Below are 16,316 nucleotides of genomic sequence, written 5' to 3'. Positions count from 1 at the left end.
GATCTTATCCATGAAATATCAATCTCAAAAAATCGCTCTGGTCTACTTTGCAGTTGCAATGGGCCTGTTCGCGATCCAGGTTCTGGGCGGCCTCTTGGCTGGCTGGATCTACGTGTCTCCGAACACGTTGTCGGAGCTTCTGCCGTTCAACATCGTTCGGATGCTTCATACCAACTCGCTGATCGTCTGGCTCTTGCTGGGCTTCTTCGGTGCGGCTTACTTCCTGATACCGGAAGAATCCGAACGCGAAATCTACAGCGAAAAACTCGCCTATCTCCAACTTGCCATTCTGGTGCTGGGGACCCTCGGCGTGGTTGTCACCTATGTGTTCAACCTGTTCGAAGGTCACTGGCTTTTGGGCAAAGAGGGCCGCGAGTTCATCGAACAGCCCAAATGGGTCAAGGCAGGCATCGTCGTTGCCGCGCTGATCTTCCTCTACAACGTCACCATGACGGTTCTGCAGGGTAAGAAAACCGCGATCACCAACATTCTGCTTCTGGGTCTCTGGGGGCTGGCTCTGCTGTTCCTCTTCAGCTTCTACAACCCGCACAACCTGGCGCTCGACAAAATGTACTGGTGGTACATCGTGCACCTCTGGGTGGAAGGTGTCTGGGAACTGATCATGGCCTCAATCCTGGCCTATCTGATGCTCAAACTGACCGGTGTTGACCGCGAGGTCGTTGAGAAATGGCTTTATGTCATCGTCGCGGCTGCCCTGTTCTCGGGTATCCTCGGCACTGGCCACCACTACTACTGGATCGGGACCCCCGGTTACTGGCAGTGGATCGGCTCGGTCTTCTCGTCGCTCGAAGTTATTCCGTTCTTTGCCATGATGGCCTTTGCCTTTGTCATGGTCTGGAAAGGTCGTCGCGATCACCCCAACAAAGCTGCCCTCCTGTGGTCGCTTGGTTGTGGTACGCTGGCCTTCTTCGGCGCGGGCGTCTGGGGCTTTCTGCACACGCTCCACGGTGTGAACTATTACACCCACGGCACGCAGATCACCGCAGCCCACGGTCACCTTGCCTTTTACGGCGCCTATGTCTGCCTGAACTTGGCGATCATCAGCTATGCACTGCCGGTGCTACGCAATCGTGATCCCTATAACCAGGTTCTCAACATGGCCTCGTTCTGGATGATGACCTCGGGCATGGTGTTCATGACCTTCGTTCTGACATTTGCAGGGACTGTACAGACCCACATGCAACGCGTTCTGGGCGAATACTTCATGGACGTTCAGGACTCGGTCGCAATCTTCTACTGGATGCGTTTCGGATCCGGTGTGGTTGTGGTCCTTGGTGCGATCCTGTTCATCTACGCGATGGCAGTTCCGCGCAAAGAGATCATCGAAGCCGGCTCGGCTGAGACACCTGCGGAGTGATGAAAATGGACGGTTCAATGAACCCCGAACTGAAGGGGGCGGCAGACGCCCCCTTCTACCTCGCCCAAAGCGACGAATGCGACGTATTCGAAGCTGCCTCATCCAACAACTTGCCGGTGCTTCTCAAGGGACCAACCGGCTGCGGTAAAACCCGCTTTGTATCCCACATGGCTGCAAAACTGGGCCGCCCTCTTTACACGGTTGCCTGTCACGATGACCTGGCCGCCGCCGACCTGATCGGTCGGTATCTGCTGAAAGGCGGAGAAACTGTCTGGGTCGACGGACCGCTGACCCGCGCCGTGCGCGAAGGCGCGATCTGCTATCTCGACGAAGTGGTCGAGGCACGCAAGGACGTGACCGTGGTGCTGCACCCGCTCACCGATGATCGGCGCATCCTGCCCATCGACCGCACCGGCGAAGAACTCGAAGCTGCACCCGGCTTCATGCTCGTCGCGTCGTACAACCCGGGCTATCAGAATATCCTCAAAACGCTGAAACCTTCGACACGTCAGCGTTTCATCTCGGTCGAATTCGACTTCCCCGCACCCAACCTCGAGGAACAGGTCGTGGCCGAGGAAAGCGGCTTGGACATGGCGCGGGTTAAACCGCTCGTGCGTCTGGCCAACAAGCTGCGCGGCCTCAAGGGGCAGGATCTGGAAGAGGGGGTTTCGACCCGCCTCGTGGTCTATGCCGCCACCCTGATCGCGCAAGGCATGACCGTGGACCGCGCTGTGCGCGCGGCGATGGTCGAACCGCTGACTGATGACGAGGACATCAAACGCGGCCTCTTCGATCTTGTCACTGCTGTCTTTGGGTGAGGCCGGCAATGACCAAGATCGAGTTTGAGCCATGGGAACCCGAAGAAACGGTCGGGAAACTGTGGCACAGCTTTGCCAGTCGCCTTGATGCGCCCGAGGCGCACGATGAGGCCGGAGTCGACCTTTCTGAGGTTGGCGGGCGACTGGCAGTCTTATTCAGGGGATTGGGGGGCAGTTCGAGCGTCGAGCTGCGCCCCGTCTCCGACGAAGTTTCCCACCACCGCCTGAGCTGGAAGCGCCGCCTTGCGACCGAGGTCGAAGCCATGCCGCGCACCAGCTTTGACGGTGAAGTTCTGCGCCTGCCGTCGCGCCTGGCCGTATTGCCATCGCGCGAGGCCAATGGCGCCATGTATGTCTGGCTGGCGGCCGCGGCAGCCCATGCGCCGGATCGTGTTGACGAAGAGGATGCCCTGCGCGCGGACCTGCGTGCACTGGCGGCGTCCCGCGCCATGGTTGCGGAAACGCTGGAAGATGCGCCCGGAATGGGCGAGTTATACTTTGCCCTGTGTCAGGGCATTCTGCACTACCGCCCCGAGTTGGATCTGCCCGAGGATGAGGCCGCGGTCGAAGCCATCGTGCGGCACTTGCTGGGGGAAGATTTGCCGTCCTTTGCCAAACCCTATTGGGAGGCGATGGAAAGCGGCGAGTTGGATCGTTTTGAGGCCTCGCGCCGGTATCAGACCTATCGCCCGGTGCCGCTCTGGCCCGAGCTGCGTCCGGTGCAGTTCTCCGAAGGCCACGAGGTCGAGAACCGCGAAACCGAAGGCACGCCGGAAGAGGGCGACACCAACGAAAAGACCCACCGCGCCCGCCGCCGCAAATCGGATCAGGCCGAACGCACCGACAGTTTCATCCTGCACAAGTTCGAGGCGATCCTCAGCTGGGCTGAGTTCCTGAACCTCAACCGCCGTGTTGATGACGATGACCCCGACAACGCAAAAAAGGCCGCTGACGATCAGGACGAGATCGGGCTGGGGCAAATCTCCAAGGCGCCACCGACCAAGTTGAAGCTGCACCTTGATCTGGCGCCGGAGGACGTTGATCGCGAACGCCTGTCCGGCAAAATCATGTATCCTGAATGGGATGTACGCTCAGGCCAGTATCTGCAGGATCACGTCTGTGTTCTGACCAGCGATGCCGAGGCCAGGGAAGAAAATCAGGCCTACGCCCAGGACCCTGCCGCCGCGCGTCGCATCCGTGCCGTGAAAAAGCAATTCGAGGCCCTGCGCCCCGGCCGCGTGACCACACGCGGGCATCTTGACGGCGATGCGCTGGACATGGATGCCGCCGTGCGATCGCAAGTGGACCGGATCGCCGACGGCGAAGGCACCGATCGGATCTGGCTGCAATCCCGCCCCGAGGCGCGGGATCTGGCGGTGTCGATCCTGTTGGACGTCAGCCGCTCAACCGAAAGCGCCATCACAGGCCGTGCTGTCATCGACATCGAGCGCGAGGCGCTGGATGCCTTGGCCTGGGGGCTGAATGCCTGTGGCGACGACTTTGCCATCCATGCGTTTTCATCGCTTAAGCGGGATCGCGTCTACATCCAGAAATGCAAGAGCTTTGGCGAACCCATGAGTGCGCTTGTTGAACAGCGTATCGGGTCACTGCGCCCCGGTTTCTACACACGCCTTGGCGCGGCCATCCGGCATGCCTCGGCAGATCTCTCGGAACAGACCCGCAAACGCCGCCTGCTTTTGGTGATCACCGATGGCAAACCCAACGACCTGGACCACTACGAAGGCCGCCACGGCATCGAAGACACCGCCATGGCGGTGCGCGAAGCACGGCGGGCGGGGCATTCCGTTTATGGCGTGACCGTGGACCGGGATGGCAAGTCATGGTTCGCGCGCATGTTCGGGCAAGGTGGGTTCTCGATTATCCCTGATCCGGACAAGTTGATCTACGCATTGCCACAAATCTACAGGCAGCTGGTTACGGGATGAATTCAGAACCTTCTTTGCTGGACGAAGTGCCCGGCGAACTGATGATGTGGGTTCTCATCATCAGTGAACTCCTCGTGTTCGGGGCCGGTCTTGCCGTGTTTCTCAGCATCCGCCTCACGGACCCGGTTCTGTTTGCGGAGTCACAAGATCACCTGCATCGCACAGGTGCGGCGCTTAATACGATTGTTCTGGTGACCAGCGGCTTTCTTGCGGCGCGCGCGCTCGGTTGGCGCCGGGCTGCAGAGCGAACAAAAGCAAGGCTCGCTTTGATTGGCGCCGCCACACTCGGCGTGGTGTTCCTGATCATCAAGGGGTTCGAATATGCCGACAAGGCCGACTTGGGCATCGGGCCTGAAACCAATGTCTTTTTTACGTTCTACTACCTGCTCACAGGGTTTCACGCCGCGCATGTCGTCGCAGGGGTTCTGATATTGCTTCTGGTGGCCTGGAAAGACGACGCGCGCAACATCGAGACAGGGGCCCAGTTCTGGCACATGGTCGATCTCGTCTGGGTGATCCTGTTCCCGGTTGTCTATCTGTTGGGGTGACACACATGCACACTCTCACGAAAGCCTGGTTCTGGCTCATTGCCCTGAGCGGCGGCTCTGCAGTTGTGGCGATGCTGGTCGGGCAGGGGATGGACCGGCGACTTGCCGGGGCGGCCATCATGGCCCTCGCCCTGATGAAGTCCCGAACGATCCTGTCACGATACCTGGACCTGGCCGAGGCCCCATCGTTGCGGCGGGGTTTCAACCTTGTGCTGTCGTTTTACTTCGTACTTCTGCTGGTGCTGTACCTGGCTGGCAGCGCTAGGCTGTAAACGCCGCGGCAAGGGCCTCGGGCAGGTCGAATTCTGTCATAACCCGCGCGCGTGCCTGTGCCGACATTTTCCGCGCGGTTTTCTCGACGATGCGTTCGATTTTCTCCGGGCTGTGCTTGGCCGCAAAAGGCGCAAAGTACCATGTGAGGAAGGTGAAGCAGATCACGTCTTCCAAAGCCTGAACAAGGTCATCGCGTTTGATCCCCTGTTTGCGCAGCATGCGATCCACCTGATCAATCGTGTCGCCATCATAACCGTTGTCCGCCATGATCTCACCCACCCGCGTGGCGTGATGCGTCGCCAGATCACGCCGCCAGCTGAGATATCCGGTGCGCCCCTCGGGATAATCGGCCCGTTTCAGCACCCAGCGTTCGATATGCTGACCCCGTGCCGCAATGCGCAGCATATCGTCCGCTTCCGGAAAAAGACGATCACACTGTTCGCTCATCCTTTGCCCGTACAGCAGCGCTTCTGGTTGGCCATCGTCCAGCCGGGGGTCCCGGCTATTGGCGGCGTCAATCGCGGACAGGACGTTTTCGAGTTGTTCCGTCATCTGCAGCACTCACGCATCGTCTTCTACATAGGCCCGAAGGCTGGAGATATCCTTGATGACCGCGTGGTTCTTTTCGATTTTGACGCCCAGCTGCTTCAGGCGTGAAAACGCGCGGCTCAGGCTTTCGGGCTTCATGCCCAGACGCCCGGCAATCAGAACCTTGTCATAGGGCATCGTCACCGTACAGCCCCCGCTCTCACAATCGCTGAGATCCAAAAGGAATTCAGCAACCCGCTGCGCCCCGGTCTGCGCCTTTAATTGCTCCAGCTGCGCCACGAGAGAGTGCAGGTGGTTGAAGGTTGAAGACAGGATCGACAGCCCCACCTCGGCGTCGCGTTTGATAAGATCGATCAGCACCGACGATGGAATGTGCATCACCTCGCTTGCCGTCGCGCTTTCACCGGACACGGGATAGGGCATGTTCCGCAGCGCCACGGCTTCGCCAAAGCTCTCGCCACGCGTGAACACACTCACGACAGCCTCACTGCCACTTGGCGTCATGCGATAGAGCTTGACCCAACCGTCCAGCACAATGTGGATTGCGGTGGCCTCTTCGTCCTGCAGGAACAAGGTCTCACCACGATCATAGTGTTTCCAGATCGCCTTGCTCACCAGCAGGTCGACATGCGGTTCAGGCAAAGAGCGCATCAAAACGGAATTGCGCGCAATCGCCTTGTGAATTTCATGTGGCACGTGACTTCCCCAACAACTCGCGTGGCTCGTTTGCAGGCCCAGGATCGGTGTCCTGGGCGCTAACTACTAACTCCTAAGCCAATCTCGGGGCGACGTCCATGACCTCAGCACAATTGAAGAGTTTCAGAAAATTGAATATTTCCCGCTGCTTGCCGGCGGTTTTACCTGCTTCCAACGAGTCATTGGGGCACCGGCGCACCGGGCATATTCTGTCGAAAACGATAGGATCAGGCCTGTTTCATCGCGTCTCTGCACCACGCAAGAATATCGGCCTTGTCTGCGGCAAGCACTTCACCCACATCTGCCGTAAAGGCATCAAAAGCAGGCCGCGTGCCCGGCGTCACCCCAACGAGAACCGGCACGCCGGTCTCCAGCGCCTGTGCAATGGCACTTCGAAAGCCGCGTCCTTCGGCCTCGACGGGCCCGAATTTGTTCAAGACAAACAGATCTGTTTGGGCCGCAGCCCCGCGTTCCACGGCGGCAACGGCTTCGGTTATCGCAGTCGGGTTCAACCGGCACCCGGCGGATCCATCGCCCAGGGACTGGGTGATCCTGATGGTCTCGTCTCCGGGTAACACCCGAACACTCATATCGCAGTGATGGCTGCCCTCAGGCTGAACCTCATCCAGAACCTTGACGATCCCGGACAGCGTTGCCCCCTCGGCCACCAAGGTGCTCGCGGTTTCCGAGATCAACCGATCTGTTTCGCCACGCCCCTCGGCGCTGACAATTCCTATTTTCATTGCGTTCTCCATAGCTTACGCGGCCTTGCCCGACCAATCAGCGCCGCGCTCACCAGTCAGGAAACCATCTGAAAGGCGCATGCCACCGGACACTTTTACCAGCTCATCCGAGAGGGTATCCGCATCAATCTCACCATTCAGGCGCCGACGGTAAAGGCCGCAGGTTTCGACAAACCCCACCGACTGGGGCGACAGGCGCAGGGCGGAGACGCCAATGTCACGCAGGGTCTCGATCTGGTAGGCCATGCTTGCGCAACTGTCCGACAGGGTCTGCACGCCGTTCATCGACAAAAACGGCTTGCCGTCTGTGGTATCCACTTCCAGCCCGTCCGGATCATCCTCGCAGGCGAACAGGCAGTTGTCCTTGATCCGCCCGTGCAGACGCGCGTGATAACAGCGGCCGGAAATGGCCAGTGGCACACGCCCATGCCCCCAGACCTCGACAGCCAACCCCATCTCCTGGCCCGCCCTGACCAGTGTTTCTACCGAAGCCAGCGGGAGTTCAGGTGGCAGACACACGCGTTTCGCACCTTTGGTGGCCAGCCACGCCAAAGTGCCCTCGTTGTAGACATTCACCAGCGGACCAACGGCAAATCGCGCGCCCTCCGGCAGGTGTGCCAATGCCGTAAGGTCATTGATCTCAACCTCCACGCCGGCCTCGGCCAGTTCCGCCGTCATCTTGCGTTCACGCTTGAGCGTCACAAGCGCGAGCGAGGTGAGCAATACCTCTTTGCCCGCATCCACCAGGGTTTCCAAGGCGGGCAAAATGGCGTTCTGATAAAACGGCAGGCGCTTTGAACACACCAACTCCCCCAAAACCAAGCGCTCCACGGGCGCAGTGGCAAGGTCTTGATAGAGCGCCCCCCATTCTTCGGCTTTCCAGAAAAACTGGTTTGGTCCAACAGTCAGCTCCATCGGCTCACCTCCAGGTCTTTTTGTAGGCACCGGTTGTAACCGCCTGGCCTTCGCTTAGCCGCGCCAGCATGCCTTCCGGCAACGCGCGCCCCTGATCCACGGCTTCCACGGCCGCGCGGAAGTTCTTAACCACCTGCGCCACGTAAGAACGCGAGCGCTGGCGGCCTTCGATTTTCAGAGCGGTCACACCGGCCTTGGCCAATTGCGGAATCAAATGTTCTGCGTTCAGGCTCACGGGGTCTTCGAACAGGTGCGCGGTTTTTTCGCCCGCCGTGAAACAGCCTTTGCACAGGGTCGGGTAGGGGGCAGGTTCGTCCGCTCCAACAGCGTGAATGGTATACCCCCCCAGTTTCGCAGACAGCGCCCCTGCGTCCTCGACATAGTCGACATGGCTGGCGGGTGAACAGACACCATTCATGTTGGGCGACAGGCCAGTGGCGTAGGAGGACAGCGAACAGCGCCCCTCGGCCATGACGCAAAGCCCCCCAAAAACAAACACTTCCGTCTCGATCTCGGTTTCCTTGTTGATCGCCGCGATCTCTGGCACCGACAATACTCTGGGCAGCACCACCCGTTTTACGCCAAACTCGGCGCCATAGAAATTGATGATATCCGCATTTGCGGCGGCAGCCTGAACCGACAGGTGGCGGCGCAGGTTTGGGTGGTTGCCAGCGGCATAGGCCAACAGCCCGAGATCAGCCAGGATCACCGCATCCGCACCGGCAGTTTCGGCGTCCGCTACAGCGGCGTGCCACAGGCTTTCGTCGCCAGCGCGGGGATAGGTGTTGATCGCCACCAACACCTTGGCCCCTCGCGCATGGGCAAAAGCGATGCCCTCGGCCATTTCCGCGCGGGAAAAATTCAGGCCGGGAAAGTTTCGCGCGTTGGTTTCATCTGCAAAACCACAATAAATCGTGTGTGCGCCCGCTTTCACAGCAGCGCGCAACGCGGCGGGGGTGCCTGCCGGGCAGACAATTTCCATTACCACAAAAAATCCTCCTCGTGGCGTGTGAGCGCGACGCCGGTGCGGCGTTCGGCCAATTCAATCAGTTTGTGCAGAGGCTGTGCAAAGGGGCCTGAAAGGGCTTCGACCTCGGCCGACAGATCCAGTTCCGCGTCGTCCACAGCGTTGCGCAGCGCAAGCGCCGCCGCCGTATCGCCTTCAATCACCAGATCACGTGAGAAAAACAGGGCATCCCCGTCATAAGCCCCGTGAACCAACCCGATCAGCGCCGCCAGTGGCCCGGCGATCCGGGCATCTGCGGCGGGCGGGTGTCTGTGCAGTGATACCTTGGGATGCCCCCCACGCGGCTCAAGACACAAGGTCACCGGAAGATCTGTCGGATCCAACAGAAAGCAGGCGTGATCATGCGCGCCAAGACGGCGGAACATTGCAGCATTCTGCTTTGCCATGTTTTGCGTCAGCCGCGTCAGCGCCAAGGACACCGGGGCCAAGGGCAAATAGCGCAAAGTGCGGGCAAGCAGTGAGGGAAAGCGCGGGATTGTCAAAGCGTCTTGGTGTTCCAAAAACAGGGACTCGTCTTGTTGAGAGGCGCGCGTCTGCCCCGAGTTCTAATCCCCCTTGCGGACCCGCAACTTGACCTTGGTCAAGCAGGCCCCGGCATTTGGGTGTTAGAGCCGCATTGACCCAAAAAATGAGGACGCCCATGCGCGACCTTCCCGTTTTTCCCGATCTCCGAGCCTTCCTAGGGTGGTGCGACACGCGTGGCGATCTGGCAACGATCAATGACCCCGTGTCGCTGAAACACGCGATGACGGCGGTCCATCGTCAGGTCTTGGAACGCGCAGGGCCGGTCCTGAAGTTCGCCAACCCTGTTGACGGTGAAGCAAATGGCGCGCCCATTCCCGTCATCGCTAACCTGTTTGGGACATCGGAACGCGTCTGTGCGGGTCTTGGCATGGCCCCGGAAAATCTGGATGACCTGGGGGCTTTCCTGGCGTCTCTGCGCGCACCGGAACCGCCCGAAGGGGCCAAGGACGTGCTCTCACGCTGGCCGATGCTCAAGGCAGCGCTCGCCACGCGCCCAAAGGTCGTGAAACGTGCCGCGAGCCAGTCTGAGTGCTTTGAGGGCGCAGATGTCGACCTCGGGCGCATCCCTGTGCAGACCCACTGGCCGGGGGACGCCGGACCGCTGATCACCTGGCCGGTCGTGTTGACCCGCCATCATGGCTCAGACGCAGGCGCGGTCAACCATTACAATGCAGGCGTCTACCGGGCGCAAGTTATAGGCCGTGACCGTCTGATCATGCGCTGGCTCGAACATCGCGGCGGCGCGGCCCATATGCGGTCGTGGCATAAGGCGGGTGAGCCGATGCCTGTGGCCATTGCTTTGGGAGCGGATCCGGCAACCCTACTCTCTGCCGCACTTCCGCTGCCGGAAACGATCTCGGAACTCACCTTTGCCGGGGCCCTCGCCGGGCAACGCCCGCGCGTTGTGGCAGCCAAATCCGTGCCCATGATGGTGCCCGCCAACGCCGAGATCATCATCGAAGGATGGGTCCATCCCGGCGACGTGGCCCCCGAAGGGCCGTTTGGCGATCACACCGGATACTACAACGCGGTCGAAGATTTTCCGGTCATGCGGGTCTCGGCCATAACGCACCGCAAGGACCCACTCTATCTGTCCACCTTTACCGGGCGCCCACCCGATGAACCCTCTGTCATCGGAGAGGTGTTTAACCGCCTCAGCCTGCCGGTTATCAAGGCGCAGATCCCCGAAATCCGCGACCTCTGGCTTCCTCCCGCGGCCTGCAGCTATCGAATGGCGGTGATCTCGATCGACAAAAGCTATCCGGGTCAGGCACGGCGGGTGATGATGGGACTCTGGGGGATGCTGCCGCAGTTCAGCTATACCAAGATGATCGTTGTTGTGGACGATGACATCAACCCGCGAAACTGGGATGACATCGCCTGGGCATTGGCCACGCGTATGGACCCGGCCCGAGACGTCATGCTGCTCGACCGCACCCCCATGGACTATCTCGATTTTGCCTCGCCCGAGGCCGGTCTCGCCGGTAAAATCGGCATTGATGCCACCAACAAGATTGGATCAGAAACAACCCGGGAATGGGGAGAGGTCATGCAGACCGCCCCCGCCGACACGGCCTTTGCTGCCGATCTGATTGCGCGCTGCCTGCCAGGGTTAAGCCCATGACCTCACGTGTTGTTCTTGGTGTTGCCGGTGCTTCTGGCGCGGCCTTGGCCCTTGCCACCGCCCGGTGCCTGCGTTCGCTCGAGGCCGAGGTTGATCTCGTGGTCAGCAAGGCCGCCATTCGCACCTTGTCCGAGGAATGCGAGGATGGCGCCTATGCGACCTTGCGCAAACTCGCGACCCGTGAACACGACATCGCAAATATCGGCGCTGCCATCGCCTCTGGTTCAGTGCCGGTTGCGGGTATGATCGTCGCGCCCTGTTCCATGCGCAGCCTCGCGGCGATTGCCCATGGGCTCGACGACAACCTCCTGACGCGAGCGGCTGGTGTGCAGCTGAAAGAACGGCGCAAACTGGTGCTGATGACCCGCGAAGCCCCCCTGACGCTTGCCCATTTACGCAATATGACCGCCGTGACCGAGATGGGCGGAATCATTTTGCCGCCTGTGCCCGCCTTTTACCTGAAACCCCGGAATCTCGATTCCGTGGTTGCAGAAATCGCCGCCCGAGCCGTTAACCTGTTGGGTTTTTCCTCCCCCATTGGTGAAGCGTGGAGCGAGAATTTGTAAGCAATTTGAAAGCCTTGCAAAAAACCTTCTGAAACACTCAGAAACCCTCTCGCCGCTTAACAATAGTCAAGTCGTTCCTGCTCTCACCTCATTAAACCTTTGGACATACTGCAACCTCGGAGTCGCGTATGCCCGTCCAACGGACACCCCGATCACAAAGTAAGAGGAATGCGCATCTGCGCAAACCTCTGTTGCGTCACTTTGCGGGGATCATGGCCGTCCTGTCGTTGATGTTCCAATTGCTGGCTCCGTCCCTTGCCAGCGCATCACAAGGCGACTGGATCGAGATCTGTTCGGAATACGGGACAATTCTGAAGCAGGTGGACCTGTCCAAAGGAGAGCGCCCCCCAGCCTCAGGGCATACCGAGTGCGAGGATTGTACGTTTTGCGCGTTTGCTGCGCCAATGAGCCCGCCCATCGGGCCGGAATTCGACCTGCCCAATGCGTCTTTGGGTACGGGTGTCCGGTGGGCGGAGCTGATTTTTGTGCGTGAACTGCGCCATCAGTGGCCCGCAAGCCGGGGACCCCCGGTCTGGCCCCAAGATAAACATGCGATGCGCGGATCTCGCGCGTCTACAGCGTTAACCTATATTCAAGGAGGTGCGCTGTGAACGCAAAGCGCGCAATCTTTTCCTGGCTGAGTGCAGTGGTTTTCATCCTCGCGGCAATTGTCGCCGCAGAGACACGTGCAGACAGCCTTGCCAGTTTCCTTCAAGACCTCGAACCTTCCGAGTTGGCCCCGGGCGCAGATGCCTTTGGGCCGGTGCGCGACGACGTCAAAGTCGCGCCTGTGCTCAAGGGCGGTGATACCGTTGCCTGGGCCTTCCTGACCTCAGATTTTGTCGGCACCACAGGCTATTCCGGCAAACCGATCCATGTGGTTGCGGCGATTGACGCGGATGCGATCCTGACCGGCGTTCGGCTGGTCAAACACTCAGAACCCATTGTTCTGATCGGCATTCCCAATTCCAAAATGGTCGCGCTGACCGAAAGCTACGCAGGCCTCGACCTAAAGATCGAAGCCGCGACCGGCGGCGAAGGTCACGATCTCGATATCATCTCTGGCGCAACCGTGACCATCATGGTGATCGACGACAGCCTTGTTCGTGGCGGCATCAAGGTCAGCCGCGCGCTGGGCCTCGGGGGCCTGTCACCTGTACAAACCGGTCCGAAACGCGAAGTCGATATGGCCATCGACACGATCAAGGATTGGGAAACTCTGGCCGGAGACGGGTCCATCCGCCGCATGACGCTGGACGTTGGCCAGGTGAACGATGCCTTCGCCGAAACCGGGGATGCTCGCGCCATCGCCCGCCCTGAGCGGGGAGAGCCGGGTGACACCTTTATCGATATGCATATGGCGCTTGTCTCGGTGCCCTCCATCGGCCGCTCGCTTCTGGGCGATGCAGAATATGAAAACCTTGTCGAATGGCTGGAACCGGGCGAACAGGCAATCCTCGTTCTGGGGCGTGGCGCCTATAGTTTCAAGGGCTCCGGCTATGTCCGCGGCGGTATCTTCGACCGTATCCAGCTGATCCAGGGCGACAACAGCGTGCGCTACTTCGACAAGGATCAGCGCCGCCTTGGTATCGTCGCCGCCGAAGGTGCCCCGTCATTTTCCGAACTGGACCTGTTCCGGATCAAGGCCGATACCGAGTTTGACCCCGCCGAACCCTTCCGCCTGCAGCTTCTCGTACAGCGCGCTGTTGGCGCCCTGGACCGTGTCTTCCTGACCTGGGATCTTGGCTACAAACTGCCCGAGAAGTACCTGCTGCCCATGCAGCCGGTCAGTGTCGTCGACGACGCCACCAGCGAAGCCGCCGCCAAATCGGCCCTGTGGAAACGTATCTGGAAAGACAAAACCGTCGAGATCGGCGTGCTGGGCGGCATGCTGCTGCTGCTGACCGGCGTGTTCTTCTTCCAGTTCCACGCCACGGCCAATCCGCGCACCTTCTACTGGTTCCGCGTCGGTTTCCTGACCATGTCGCTGTTCTTCCTCGGCTGGTACACCAATGCGCAGCTCTCGGTCGTGAACCTGATGGCGCTGGCAGGGTCCTTGCGCTCGGGTTTCAGCTGGGATGCCTTCCTGATGGATCCTCTGGTCTTTATCCAGTGGTTTGCCATCGCTGCCGCTCTCCTGTTCTGGGGTCGTGGTGCGTACTGCGGCTGGCTCTGCCCCTTTGGCGCGCTGCAAGAGTTGCTGAACAAGGTCGCGCGCGCCCTCAAAGTGCCGCAGTGGACCTTGCCTTGGGGTCTGCACGAACGCTTGTGGCCACTGAAGTACATGATCTTCCTCGGGCTGTTCGGTCTCTCGATGGTGTCGATCCCACTGGCCGAAACCTATGCTGAAATCGAACCATTCAAAACAGCGATCATCCTCAAGTTCGTGCGCGAGTGGCCCTTCGTGGTCTTTGCCGTGATCCTCTTGCTGGCAGGCCTCTTCATTGAGCGTTTCTACTGCCGCTACCTTTGCCCGCTTGGCGCAGCCCTGGCGATCCCGGCGCGTATCCGTATGTTCGACTGGCTGCGTCGCTACAAGGAATGCGGCAGCCCCTGTCAGACCTGTGCCAACGAGTGCCCGGTTCAGGCGATCCACCCCACGGGTGAGATCAACCCCAATGAATGCGTAAACTGTCTGCACTGTCAGGTTCTCTATCAGTCAGACACCAAATGTCCGGTCGTCATCCGCCAACTCAAGCGGCGGGAGAAAACCGGCTCGGCGGACATCAAGATACCGTCCAAAGCTCCGCCGAAAAACCACCCGAACTCCAAAACTTCAACGGCTTCTTAAAGGAGGAAACCATGACAGATGAAACCAAAAAAGGCCTGTCCATGACACGCAGAGGCGTGCTCGGGACTGCAGCAACCGGGGCCATCGCGGCCACGGCAGGTGTTGGCTCGACCATGATGGGCGCAACCCAGGCGCAAGCCTCAGGCAAATTCGCCCTCGAACCAGGTGAACTGGACGAGTATTACGGCTTCTGGTCGTCGGGCCAGACCGGTGAACTTCGTATCCTCGGCGTGCCGTCCATGCGCGAGTTTATGCGGATCCCCGTGTTCAACCGTTGTTCGGCAACCGGTTGGGGTCAAACCAACGAGTCGCTGAAAATTCTGACCGAAAACCTGCTGCCCGAGACCAAAGAGTTCCTCGCGGCAAACGGCAAGGTCACCTATGACAACGGCGACCTGCACCACCCACACATGTCGTTCACAGATGGTACCTACGACGGTCGCTTCCTGTTCATGAACGACAAGGCCAACACCCGTGTTGCCCGTGTGCGTTGTGACGTGATGAAGTGCGACAAGATCATCGAGATCCCCAACGCGCACGACATCCACGGCCTGCGTCCGCAGAAGTTCCCGCGCACCGGTTATGTCTTTGCCAACGGTGAGCACGAAGCGCCGCTGGTCAATGACGGTTCGGTTCTGGATGATCCGTCGCAATATGTGAACATCTTCACCGCGATTGACGGCGACACCATGGAAGTTGCATGGCAGGTGATCGTGTCGGGCAACCTCGACAACACCGACTGTGACTATCAGGGCAACTACGCCTTCTCGACCTCGTACAACTCGGAAATGGGTGTGAACCTCTCCGAGATGACCGAGAACGAGGTGGACCACGTTGTGGTGTTCGACCTGAAAGCCATCGAGGCCGCAGTGGCCGCTGGCAACTATCAAGAGCTCAAGGGCGTCAAAGTTGTCGATGGTCGCAAAGGTTCGGACCTGAATGTCACCAAGTACATCCCGATCCCCAACTCGCCACACGGTGTGAACGCTTGCCCCGACAAGAAACACATCATGATCAACGGCAAGCTGTCGCCCACCGTTTCGGTGATCGACGTGACCAAGCTGCCTGACGTCTTTGGGGGTGCTGATCCGCGCTCGGCCGTTGTTGCCGAACCGCAGCTGGGCCTTGGCCCGCTCCACACCGCGTTCGACAACCGTGGCCATGCCTATACCACGCTGTTCCTCGACAGCCAGGTTGTGAAATGGGACATCGCCAAAGCGATCGAAGCTTATGGTGGTGCCGACGTTGATCCGATCGTTGACAAGGTCGACGTTCAGTATCAGCCGGGTCACAACTCGACCTCGATGGGTGAAACCGCAGAGGCAGACGGCAAGTGGCTGATTTCGATGAACAAGTTCTCGAAAGACCGCTTCCTGAACGTGGGTCCGCTGAAACCGGAAAACGAGCAGCTGATCGATATCTCGGGTGACAAGATGGTCGTGGTCCACGACGGTCCGACATTTGCCGAGCCCCACGACTCGATCATCGTTCACCGGTCCAAAGTGTCACCGGCGGAAACCTGGCAGCGTAACGACCCGATGTGGGCCGATGCACGCGCCCAGGCCGAGGCCGATGGCGTTGATCTGGACGACTATCAGGACACCATCATCCGTGATGGCAACAAGGTGCGCGTCTACATGTCGAGCCAGGCACCGAGCTTCTCGCTTGAGCAGTTCACCGTCCAGCAAGGCGACGAGGTCACCGTCATTGTCACCAACCTGGATGACATCGACGACCTGACCCACGGCTTCTGCATGGCGAACTTTGGTGTCGCAATGGAGATCGGGCCGCAGGCAACTGCCTCGGTCACCTTCATTGCCGAACGTCCCGGTGTACATTGGTACTATTGCCAGTGGTTCTGCCACGCGCTGCACATGGAAATGCGCGGCCGTATGCTGGTCGAGCCCCGCGCGTAAA

At 59.8% G+C, this 16,316-nt stretch carries 16 protein-coding genes; 10 read left to right on the top strand and 6 right to left on the bottom strand.

Going from position 1 to position 16,316, the window contains the following annotated elements; genetic code table 11:
- Positions 1-10: 10 nt before the first annotated feature.
- Genes EK369_RS11245 through EK369_RS11225 form a run of 5 tightly spaced genes read left to right on the top strand, consistent with a single transcriptional unit; the run spans position 11 to position 4,962 of the window.
- Positions 11-1,378, top strand: coding sequence for a cbb3-type cytochrome c oxidase subunit I (locus EK369_RS11245; protein ID WP_127114333.1), 1,368 nt, complete (start codon positions 11-13; stop codon positions 1,376-1,378).
- A gap of 5 nt (positions 1,379-1,383) precedes the next feature.
- Positions 1,384-2,196: a CbbQ/NirQ/NorQ/GpvN family protein gene (locus EK369_RS11240; protein WP_235871407.1), complete on the top strand. Its 813-nt coding sequence runs from the start codon at positions 1,384-1,386 to the stop codon at positions 2,194-2,196.
- Positions 2,197-2,204: 8 nt separating this feature from the next.
- Positions 2,205-4,142 (top strand): nitric oxide reductase activation protein NorD, encoded by a 1,938-nt coding sequence (locus tag EK369_RS11235; RefSeq protein WP_127114331.1) that lies wholly within the window; start codon positions 2,205-2,207, stop codon positions 4,140-4,142.
- Positions 4,139-4,690 carry a cytochrome c oxidase subunit 3 family protein gene (locus tag EK369_RS11230; RefSeq protein ID WP_235871406.1) on the top strand — a complete coding sequence of 184 codons (552 nt, stop codon included), beginning with the start codon at positions 4,139-4,141 and terminating at the stop codon, positions 4,688-4,690. Before EK369_RS11235 ends, EK369_RS11230 begins: the two co-directional genes overlap by 4 nt.
- A 5-nt stretch (positions 4,691-4,695) precedes the next feature.
- The gene (locus EK369_RS11225) at positions 4,696-4,962 is read left to right on the top strand and encodes a cytochrome C oxidase subunit IV family protein (RefSeq protein ID WP_127114330.1); all 267 of its coding nucleotides are present in this window, start codon (positions 4,696-4,698) and stop codon (positions 4,960-4,962) included.
- Here EK369_RS11225 and EK369_RS11220 read toward each other — a convergent pair.
- The 6 genes from EK369_RS11220 to ubiT form a co-directional block, all read right to left on the bottom strand.
- The gene (locus EK369_RS11220; protein WP_127114329.1) at positions 4,952-5,515 is read right to left on the bottom strand and encodes a DUF4202 domain-containing protein; all 564 of its coding nucleotides are present in this window, start codon (positions 5,513-5,515) and stop codon (positions 4,952-4,954) included. The genes EK369_RS11225 and EK369_RS11220 overlap by 11 nt on opposite strands.
- Positions 5,516-5,524: 9 nt before the next feature.
- Complete coding sequence (locus EK369_RS11215; protein WP_127114328.1) at positions 5,525-6,208, bottom strand: Crp/Fnr family transcriptional regulator; 684 nt, start codon at positions 6,206-6,208, stop codon at positions 5,525-5,527.
- A gap of 227 nt (positions 6,209-6,435) precedes the next feature.
- Complete coding sequence (locus EK369_RS11210; RefSeq protein ID WP_127114327.1) at positions 6,436-6,951, bottom strand: DUF2478 domain-containing protein; 516 nt, start codon at positions 6,949-6,951, stop codon at positions 6,436-6,438.
- 15 nt (positions 6,952-6,966) lie between these two features.
- Complete coding sequence (ubiV, locus tag EK369_RS11205) at positions 6,967-7,866, bottom strand: ubiquinone anaerobic biosynthesis protein UbiV (RefSeq protein WP_127114326.1); 900 nt, start codon at positions 7,864-7,866, stop codon at positions 6,967-6,969.
- A gap of 4 nt (positions 7,867-7,870) precedes the next feature.
- Positions 7,871-8,848: a ubiquinone anaerobic biosynthesis protein UbiU gene (gene ubiU, locus EK369_RS11200; protein ID WP_127114494.1), complete on the bottom strand. Its 978-nt coding sequence runs from the start codon at positions 8,846-8,848 to the stop codon at positions 7,871-7,873.
- Positions 8,848-9,336 (bottom strand): ubiquinone anaerobic biosynthesis accessory factor UbiT, encoded by a 489-nt coding sequence (gene ubiT, locus EK369_RS11195; RefSeq protein WP_235871405.1) that lies wholly within the window; start codon positions 9,334-9,336, stop codon positions 8,848-8,850. The genes ubiU and ubiT overlap by 1 nt, the downstream gene beginning before the upstream one ends.
- 197 nt (positions 9,337-9,533) lie before the next feature.
- Between ubiT and EK369_RS11190 the strand changes: the two genes are divergently transcribed.
- From EK369_RS11190 to nosZ, 5 genes are all read left to right on the top strand, one after another.
- The gene (locus EK369_RS11190) at positions 9,534-11,042 is read left to right on the top strand and encodes a UbiD family decarboxylase (protein WP_127114325.1); all 1,509 of its coding nucleotides are present in this window, start codon (positions 9,534-9,536) and stop codon (positions 11,040-11,042) included.
- The gene (locus tag EK369_RS11185) at positions 11,039-11,608 is read left to right on the top strand and encodes a UbiX family flavin prenyltransferase (RefSeq protein WP_127114324.1); all 570 of its coding nucleotides are present in this window, start codon (positions 11,039-11,041) and stop codon (positions 11,606-11,608) included. Before EK369_RS11190 ends, EK369_RS11185 begins: the two co-directional genes overlap by 4 nt.
- A 212-nt stretch (positions 11,609-11,820) precedes the next feature.
- Positions 11,821-12,219, top strand: a complete 399-nt coding sequence (locus tag EK369_RS21990; RefSeq protein WP_206198075.1) for a DUF2946 family protein — start codon at positions 11,821-11,823, stop codon at positions 12,217-12,219.
- A 35-nt stretch (positions 12,220-12,254) separates the two neighbouring features.
- Positions 12,255-14,399, top strand: coding sequence for a 4Fe-4S binding protein (locus tag EK369_RS11175; RefSeq protein WP_438672165.1), 2,145 nt, complete (start codon positions 12,255-12,257; stop codon positions 14,397-14,399).
- Positions 14,400-14,410: 11 nt separating this feature from the next.
- Complete coding sequence (nosZ, locus tag EK369_RS11170) at positions 14,411-16,315, top strand: TAT-dependent nitrous-oxide reductase (RefSeq protein ID WP_127114322.1); 1,905 nt, start codon at positions 14,411-14,413, stop codon at positions 16,313-16,315.
- Position 16,316 lies beyond the last annotated feature (1 nt).

Origin of the sequence: Shimia sediminis (assembly GCF_003990645.1) — a bacterium.
GTDB classification, from domain to species: domain Bacteria; phylum Pseudomonadota; class Alphaproteobacteria; order Rhodobacterales; family Rhodobacteraceae; genus Shimia; species Shimia sediminis.
This window is presented reverse-complemented; position numbering and strand designations above follow the sequence as displayed.